5 protein-coding genes and 1 pseudogene are annotated in these 7,311 nt (G+C 49.3%); 1 reads left to right on the top strand and 5 read right to left on the bottom strand.

The annotated features are described in order from the left end of the window. Nucleotides 1–3: 3 nt before the first annotated feature. A complete protein-coding gene (locus ADINL_RS03265; RefSeq protein ID WP_036543901.1) occupies nt 4–318 on the bottom strand; it encodes an Rpn family recombination-promoting nuclease/putative transposase in 315 nt (104 codons plus the stop codon). Between the two features lie 633 nt (nt 319–951). On the opposite strand from ADINL_RS03265, the gene ADINL_RS03260 reads away from it, so the two are divergent. Next, nucleotides 952–1,215 carry a DUF4282 domain-containing protein gene (locus ADINL_RS03260; RefSeq protein ID WP_036543899.1) on the top strand — a complete coding sequence of 88 codons (264 nt, stop codon included), beginning with the start codon at nt 952–954 and terminating at the stop codon, nt 1,213–1,215. 231 nt (nt 1,216–1,446) lie between these two features. Here ADINL_RS03260 and ADINL_RS03255 read toward each other — a convergent pair whose 3' ends face one another. The 4 genes and pseudogenes from ADINL_RS03255 to ADINL_RS16185 all read right to left on the bottom strand — a co-directional run bounded on the left by ADINL_RS03255 (nt 1,447) and on the right by ADINL_RS16185 (nt 7,297). Then, on the bottom strand, nt 1,447–2,415 hold the full coding sequence (locus ADINL_RS03255; RefSeq protein WP_036543892.1) for a porin: 969 nt from the start codon (nt 2,413–2,415) through the stop codon (nt 1,447–1,449). Nucleotides 2,416–2,933: 518 nt separating this feature from the next. Continuing rightward, a pseudogene (gene hrpA, locus ADINL_RS03245) lies at nt 2,934–6,683 on the bottom strand (ATP-dependent RNA helicase HrpA); the annotation flags it as partial. Nucleotides 6,684–6,693: 10 nt separating this feature from the next. Next, nucleotides 6,694–7,008 carry a HigA family addiction module antitoxin gene (locus ADINL_RS03240; RefSeq protein ID WP_036543889.1) on the bottom strand — a complete coding sequence of 105 codons (315 nt, stop codon included), beginning with the start codon at nt 7,006–7,008 and terminating at the stop codon, nt 6,694–6,696. A gap of 10 nt (nt 7,009–7,018) precedes the next feature. Continuing rightward, entirely contained in the window at nt 7,019–7,297 is a 279-nt protein-coding gene (locus ADINL_RS16185) for a type II toxin-antitoxin system RelE/ParE family toxin (protein ID WP_084154369.1), read from the bottom strand. Between the last annotated feature and the right edge of the window lie 14 nt (nt 7,298–7,311).

Raw genomic sequence — 7,311 nt, 5'->3', positions numbered from 1 at the left:
TAACTATGCCACTACAATCAGCTCCTGATACAATAAAGATACGTACGTGAGCATACGCACTGCCATAAACCGATCAATACGACTCTGAAACTCGATGAGAAGATACACATATACCCAGCCATCCATGCTTCGAACTCTCCAGATAATATCATCTTCTCTCTGACGAAAATCATCTGTTATGAACTGATTTTTGACCGTTTCCAGTGTAGAAAAATCCAGGGTATTCACCCACTCCTCATGGATAAATCCGGTCAATAATTCTTGGACCATGAATGGATCCGAAAAGAAGCGCTTGTAGCTTTTATCGTGGTATGTCATATGAAGTCCTTTTCATGTGAACAAAACAGGCATCCTGCCAGAAATTCAGCATTAGAAAATATTCAGGAAGAGGAGGTCAGGAAATGAGAGGTTCATAGTGCATCCCTGCATACTCCCCTCTCGTCACTGGACGCTCCCTGTCCAGCCGCCACTCAAGGACCAGTTAAGTGGGCTTATATCAGATAGCCTCATCCTTGAAGCTGTAGCCACTCCTTGGCTCATCTGATTGGCTACAGAATATCCATCTGCCTTTAGGAAAAACATAGGAGTTTTTCCTAAAACAGACTAGATCAAATCAAAACTTGATGTAGATCAAAAAACATTCGTGAATACCCCCTAATTCCTCTTTATTCCCTTATTCCCTTAATTAGCGTCCTATAAGTATTGCTATACAACTAGTTTTTGTTAACATTTATGCTGTATGCGGTAGGAAGCCCTTTAGCTATTGATAAGGAAACGGAAACCAGTCAATTTCAAGGAAGCATTGGCTCTTTGCATTCTCAGGTTAGCATCCATCCTGTTTAGATTATCCATATCTATTCAATTGGTTATCACTTCCAAGATTATCGTGTCCATGCGTTTTTTTTTTCGCAAGCAAACTCAATTTACATCCATGAAAAGGTTAAGGGACTCATGAAAAATATATTTTTCTTCGATGCGATGCTCACTCCAAAAATCATAACCATCGTGTATTGGTTGCTATTGGCGGGTGTAGTGATTACAGGTCTTGGAATGATTTTTGGTAGCTTCAATGCATACTACGGCGGAGGAATGATGTTTCTCGGTGGTCTTGCCACAATTATATTTGGCTCAATAGGTGTTCGCATTTGGTGTGAGCTCTTGATTGTCTTATTTAAAATTAACGACAACATTCGCAAAGTAGCAGAGAAGCAATAATCAACCGGTAACAGTTATTCTTCCGGCGCTTGATAAAGCTAAACGCTGAACCTAAGAACAACATTAAGCGCCGTCAAATCCCCGATTGTTACACTGGCACCGAATTACCCGATCAAAAAAAACCAGGCGCTCAGATATATTTAGGGATACCCACTCCGAAAACATCAGTGCGAACCAAAAGCAAAAAGGCTCCCGAAGGAGCCTTTTTTCGATTACGTTCTAATCAGAGGATTAGAAACGTACGCGGATACCGGTGCTGAATACGCTATTAGCGCCTTCATCACCATCGGTAGCAGCATAAGTGTCACGCAGGTTGCTGTTAGCACGTCCGTAGCCTACGAAAGTGTTAACCATGTTGCTCAGGTCGTGCTGTACTTCGAAACCGTAACCTTTCTGGCTGTTTTTGAAGTCAGCGTAAGCAACTTTCAGAGTAGTGGCATCAGTTACAGCGTAAGTAGCTGCCAGATCCCAAGGCTTGTAGTTATCTTCACCGTCAAGTTTCAGGTAAGAGTAAACACCTGCAACTGTCAGAGGACCAAAGCTATAAGATGCTGCAACAGCAGTTACTTTATCACCGATCGCAGCTTCAAAAGCATCTGCTTTGAAGTCGATATGAGAAGCAGCTACGTAGAAATCACCAATGCTGTATTTAGCAGCAACATGGTAGAAATCACCAGTAGTATCATCGTTAGCAGAGCTGGCAGATACTGCTGCAGCCAACTGCAGGCCGTTCAGGTTTGGAGAAACATAAGCAGCAGTGTTGTTAACACGGTAAACAGTGTCAGTAGAGTGAGTTGGATTCACAACGCTGGACAGCATTACGTCAGTAGTAGAAGTAACCCAGCTGTAGTGAGGAGCCCACTGAGTACCCAGTACTGCAGTACCCCAGTCGCCAGTCAGACCTACGTTAGCCAAACGAGTACGCAGAGCATTCTCAGCACCAGCGCCATAACCAGTCTGGTTGGTGCGAACACCGAACTCATAGTGGTACAGAGCAGTCAGACCATCAACGCCAGTGTCAGCAGTACCGCGCAGACCGATACGTGACTCAGAGTTGGCAGAAGAACCGATGTGCAGCTTCTCGCCTTTCTCTTTGTCAACGCCCATCATGATGTGGCCGTACAGCGTAGCATCAGCAGATGCGATAGCAGGAACAGTCATTGCACCAGCTACAGCCAGAGCGATAATTGACTTTTTCATTTAGTTTTCCCCTTCAACGTTCAACATACTAGTAGTTGCTTTATTTTTTCAAGGAGCATCTTCTATGATGCAGCCCCAAAAATACTATAAAAGCAGATAATTGCAAACCTGTGAAGCCGAAAAATTAACTTTTTTGCTACGGTCAGCATCTGCCAGATGACAACTCAGCGGGTTTTTAAGGTTGTTAAAACTGGCTTCTAACCAAATCAACAACTTATCACCAACATCTGAATCTAACACCTTAACTTGTACAATTACAGCACAGGAATTCAGCTTTTTGCAAGTTTTTTCAATCAAAAAACACACAATTGGCTGTACCCGTATAAATTGTGGGTAGGATAACACAGCAGGCTGATATGACAAGTTTTTTCGCCCCCCCTACCTCCAACACTCAAGAGGCAGCTGACACTGACGGGATGCGATCTGGCTGACCCTGTACGCCATGGATGGCGTACCGGAGCCATCAGGGATGATTTCACGGCGTGTCAGCCAGATCGCATCCCATCAGTCCAATATGCTTACAACCCTGCCAATAACTGCTTCAGCCGCTTTTCCGATACTGTCTGGCGTGTACCGAGCTGCTGGGCAAACAGCGACACCCGATACTCTTCCAGTAGCCAGCGGAAACTCAGCAGCTCGGGTGTCACCTGATCGCGCTGCTGCGCTTCAGTCAGTTTCTTCTGCCAGGACTGCCACAACTGCTGCAACTGCTCAGATGCCAGACACTGCTGACGCAACTCACGCGGATATTTTTCCAGACGCACTTCAATAGCCTGCAGATAGCGCGGGTAGCTATTCAGCCATTCTGCCGGTGCCACACTGAGGTAGTCCGACACAAACAAGTGATCCAGTTGCTGCTTGATATCATTCAGTACCGGTACCGCCTGCAGGTTCACCTTGCCATTCAGCTGTTTCTGAATGCGATGCAAACGGCTGTGCAGGTCAAAAACCCATTTATCCAGCGCAACGACCTGATCATGCAGTTCAGCACGCACTCGCGGGAGTAATGCATCTACAGCTGCCCGGTCACGCGGCAAAGGCGCTCCACTGACGTCCTGAAACAGTTCAGCAGCGCGCAAGGTGGCTGACAGGAGTATCTCATCTTCCAGCCGCTTGACCTCAAAACGCTTGCCCGACAACAACACCGACTGCGCCAGCTGTTTCAGCTGTTTACGTGCAAAGCGAACAGGCTCTGGCAGCATCAGCATAAGCAATCGGGCAACACCCCGAGGGTTAAGCCGTTGCGCTTCACAGCGACGACTGACAACCTGCAGATCGACCTGGGTGCCGCGATCCTGTAATACCGGAAAGGCATCGACTTCCAGACCACCGGCCTGACGCAACTTGACCGAGACGGGCAACTGCTCGAAATCCCAGGCAGTTAATCCCTGACGGCCCCAGCTTTGATTGGGTGATGCCTGCTGCAACAACTGTTCCGCCTGTTTGGAAAAGCGTCGATTCAGTGCTGTCCAATCACGTCCTGTCGCCATCACCTGCTTCTGCCCATCCAGCAGGCGCAGGTTCATACGGTGATGATCATCCAGCACCACACCGCGAAACACATCAGCATCAACACGCAAGCCGGTCATACGCTGCAGATGCAATGCCAGCGCCTCATACAGATCACCCTCAGCAAAGGTTACCGCCTGACAAAAGGCTTCGACGTAATTGGGCACCGGCACATAGTGTTTGCGCTGTGCTTTGGGCAGCCCCCGCAGAATCGCCGTACACTTGTCGGCCAGCATTCCCGGCACCAGCCATTCCAGCCGCTTTAGCGGCAGAGCATTGAGCAGCGGCAAGGGCAACTCCAGGGTGACACCGTCATCCTCGGCACCGGGATCAAAGTGATAACGCAGTGCCAGTTTGACACCTTCATGTACCAGATGATCCGGATATTGCTGCTGGGTCACATGCTCAGCGGAACGCTGCAGGATATCGTCTTCCTGCATAAACAGCGCTTTGGGCTGCTCTTTTTCCAGCGTTTTACGCCAATGCTCGAAGCCCTGACCGTTGACGATATCTTCACCACCCAACTCGGCAAAGCGACGCAGATAAAAGTCGGCTAATGCTTCCTCATCAACCAGCAGATCCCGGCGGCGTGTTTTTGCTTCCAGCGTTTCGACACTGGCGAGCAGATCCCGATTATGTTTGAAGAAGGCAGCATGAGTCTGATACTCCCCTTCCACCAACGCACTGCGAATAAAGATCTGGTGACTCAATTGCGGATCGATACGACCATAGTGCACCTTGCGTTTGGGTACGATAATCAAACCATAGAGCGTCACCTGTTCTGTCGCTACTACTTGAGCACGCTTTTTCTCCCAGTGAGGCTCCATCCAGGTTTTCTTGACCAGATGCGCTGCCGGTGCTTCGATCCATTCCGGTTCAATTTTGGCAACCTGATGCGCAAACAGCTTGCTGGTTTCCAGCATTTCAGCCGCCATAATCCATTTGGGATTTTTCTTGAACAGTCCTGAGCCGGGGAAAATATAGAAACGGCGATTACGTGCGCCGAGGTACTCGCCCTTTTCCTGCTTTATACCGATATGACTCAGCAGCCCGGCCAACAATGATTGATGGATGGCCGCATAGTCTGCAGGAGTTTTGTTCTCGGTCATCTTCAGGTCCCGCACACTCAGGTGCAGCTGTCGATGCAGATCACGCCACTCACGCATGCGTACCCAAGAGATGAAATGTTTCTGACACCATTTGCGCAACTGACTCTGACTCAGGGTCTGACGTTGCTCTTCATAGAGATGCCAGAGATTCAATAGCGTTACAAAATCGGAATCTTCATCGGCATAGGCTTTGTGCTTTTCATCCGCCGCCTGGCGTTTTTCCATAGGACGCTCACGCGGGTCCTGCACACTCAGCGCACTGGCGATCACCAACACTTCGGTCAATGCGCTCAGGCGATTGGCTTCTACCAGCATACGCCCTATACGCGGGTCTACCGGCAAACGTGCCAGATCACGACCGACCGTGGTGAGCTTGCGCCCTCGGGTGACTGCGCCCAACTCCTCAAGTAGCTTGAAACCATCGCTGATAAAACGGGAGTCAGGCGAGTCAACAAACGGAAAGGCAGCGATATCGCCCAGCTTGAGCTGCAGCATGCTGAGAATGACCGCTGCCAGATTGGTGCGGCGTATTTCAGCATCGGTAAACTCAGGTCGACTGACAAAATCTTCTTCGCTATACAGCCGGATACACACGCCGGATGCAACACGTCCACAGCGACCGGCTCGCTGATTGGCACTGGCCTGTGAAATCGCCTCGACCGGCAAGCGCTGCACCTTGGAGCGGTAGCTGTAGCGCGAAATACGCGCCAGCCCCGGATCAATAACATAGCGAATACCGGGAACCGTCAAGGAGGTTTCGGCAACATTGGTGGAGAGTACAATTCTGCGTCCGGCACGCCGCTGTTCATTGAAGACGCGGCTCTGCTCTGCCAGAGATAAGCGCGCATAGAGTGGAATCACTTCACAATCGCGCAGTTCGGCTTTACGCAGTGTATCGGCAGTCTCCCGGATTTCACGTTCACCGGGCAGAAAGATCAGAATATCACCCGGTCCGCCATCACGGCGTGATCGATCCAGGGCATTCAGTTCTTCAACCGCCTGCAGGATACCCTGTTGAAGGTCCTGAGCCTTGTCATCTTCCACTTCCAGTTCATGCAGAGGACGGTACAACACCTCAACCGGGTAGGTGCGCCCGGAGACTTCAATCACGGGGGCATTATTAAAGTGTCTGGAAAAGCGCTCCAGATCGATGGTTGCCGAGGTGATGATCACTTTCAGGTCAGGGCGTTTAGGCAGCAGGTTCTTTAAATAGCCCAACAGAAAGTCAATATTCAGACTGCGTTCGTGCGCTTCATCAATAATGATGACCTGATATTTTTTCAGCAGCCGGTCATGCTGTGTTTCTGCCAGCAGGATACCGTCGGTCATCACCTTGATTTGCGTCTGCTCGCTCACCTGATCGTGAAAGCGCACCTGGAAGCCCACTCGTTCACCCAGGGTGGTTTTCAGCTCTTCTGCAATACGTGACGCGACTGCACGTGCCGCGAGGCGTCGAGGCTGGGTATGCCCTATCAGTCCGGCTTCCCCCAGCCCCAGCTCCAGACACATTTTGGGAATCTGAGTGGTTTTACCCGACCCGGTTTCCCCGGCAATGACGACCACCTGATGGTCACGAATAGCGGCCTGAATTTCTTCACGACGCGCGGATACGGGTAGATCGGGGTAAATAATCGGGGGGGTCAACGCAGATGTGCTCCCATTACGCTCTATATCCTGCGTCAGAATTTGCATTCCAAGGGCGAATATTTTCCAACTGGTTTGCTAAAGCGTCCTTTGTAACTTCTGTGTCATAGGCGGCCTGAGCTCGAAGCCAATAGCCATTGGATAAACCGAAGAAACGGCACAACCGCAGATCTGTATCAGCGGTTATTGAACGTTTTCCAGCGATAATCTGACCAATTCGCTGAGCAGGCACCCCTATCTCTTTAGCCAAACGATATTGAGATATCCCCATGGGTTCAAGAAACTCTTCTTTGAGCAACTCTCCTGGTGTTACAGCATCAACTTCTCGCATGCTTTAACTCCTAATGATAATCAACAATTTCAACATCTTCCGCTCCCATTTTGCTCCAGCGAAAACACACTCGAAATTGTTTATTGATTCTAATACTGTGCTGCCCCTGACGATCACCAGATAGCGACTCCAACATATTACCCGGCGGTATTTTAAGGTCACTCAGCTGAACAGCTACCTGAAGTTGTCGAATTTTTCTCACTGCTGCACGTTCAATGTTGATAAATCGCTTAACGCGATATCCTTCCGCAAGCTTTTGAGTATCCTTACATTTAAACGATATGATCATAATAAAATATTAAC

It is taken from the genome of Nitrincola lacisaponensis, assembly GCF_000691225.1.
Classification (GTDB): Bacteria; Pseudomonadota; Gammaproteobacteria; order Pseudomonadales; family Balneatricaceae; genus Nitrincola; species Nitrincola lacisaponensis.
This window is presented reverse-complemented; position numbering and strand designations above follow the sequence as displayed.

What these genes read in the sequence shown, in the direction of transcription:
- ADINL_RS03265 (WP_036543901.1), bottom strand. Translation starts at nt 318, where the DNA reads ATGACATACCACGATAAAAGCTACAAGCGCTTCTTTTCGGATCCATTC.
- ADINL_RS03260 (WP_036543899.1), top strand. Translation starts at nt 952, where the DNA reads ATGAAAAATATATTTTTCTTCGATGCGATGCTCACTCCAAAAATCATA.
- ADINL_RS03255 (WP_036543892.1), bottom strand. Translation starts at nt 2,415, where the DNA reads ATGAAAAAGTCAATTATCGCTCTGGCTGTAGCTGGTGCAATGACTGTT.
- ADINL_RS03240 (WP_036543889.1), bottom strand. Translation starts at nt 7,008, where the DNA reads ATGCGAGAAGTTGATGCTGTAACACCAGGAGAGTTGCTCAAAGAAGAG.
- ADINL_RS16185 (WP_084154369.1), bottom strand. Translation starts at nt 7,297, where the DNA reads ATGATCATATCGTTTAAATGTAAGGATACTCAAAAGCTTGCGGAAGGA.